This is a genomic window from Leptospira gomenensis (assembly GCF_004770155.1).
GTDB classification, from domain to species: Bacteria; Spirochaetota; Leptospiria; order Leptospirales; family Leptospiraceae; genus Leptospira; species Leptospira gomenensis.
On the sequence record NZ_RQFA01000070.1, the window covers coordinates 1 to 254 of the forward strand.

At 33.9% G+C, this 254-nt stretch carries 1 pseudogene; it reads right to left on the reverse strand.

From position 1 onward, the window contains the following. Window positions 1–254: pseudogene (locus EHQ17_RS19995) on the reverse strand (TIGR01777 family oxidoreductase); the annotation flags it as partial.

Below are 254 nucleotides of genomic sequence, written 5' to 3' on the forward strand. Positions count from 1 at the left end.
TAGAACTTAAAACAATTCCTGTACGTAAAATACAAAGACGAGTTCCTAAAATTCGGATTTTTTCGCAAATGTTTTCCCACTCTTCACATAAGGTAGCCAGAAAATCCTTACCTACTCCAGAATCTTCTGTAAAAACAGAAATATTATTATCGTACGAACCATAATACCCTATTGCGGAACCTTGAAAATAAAATTTGAGTGGAGTTCCCGCAATCCTATCAATCGAATCAACTAATTTCCGAGTATAATCAATT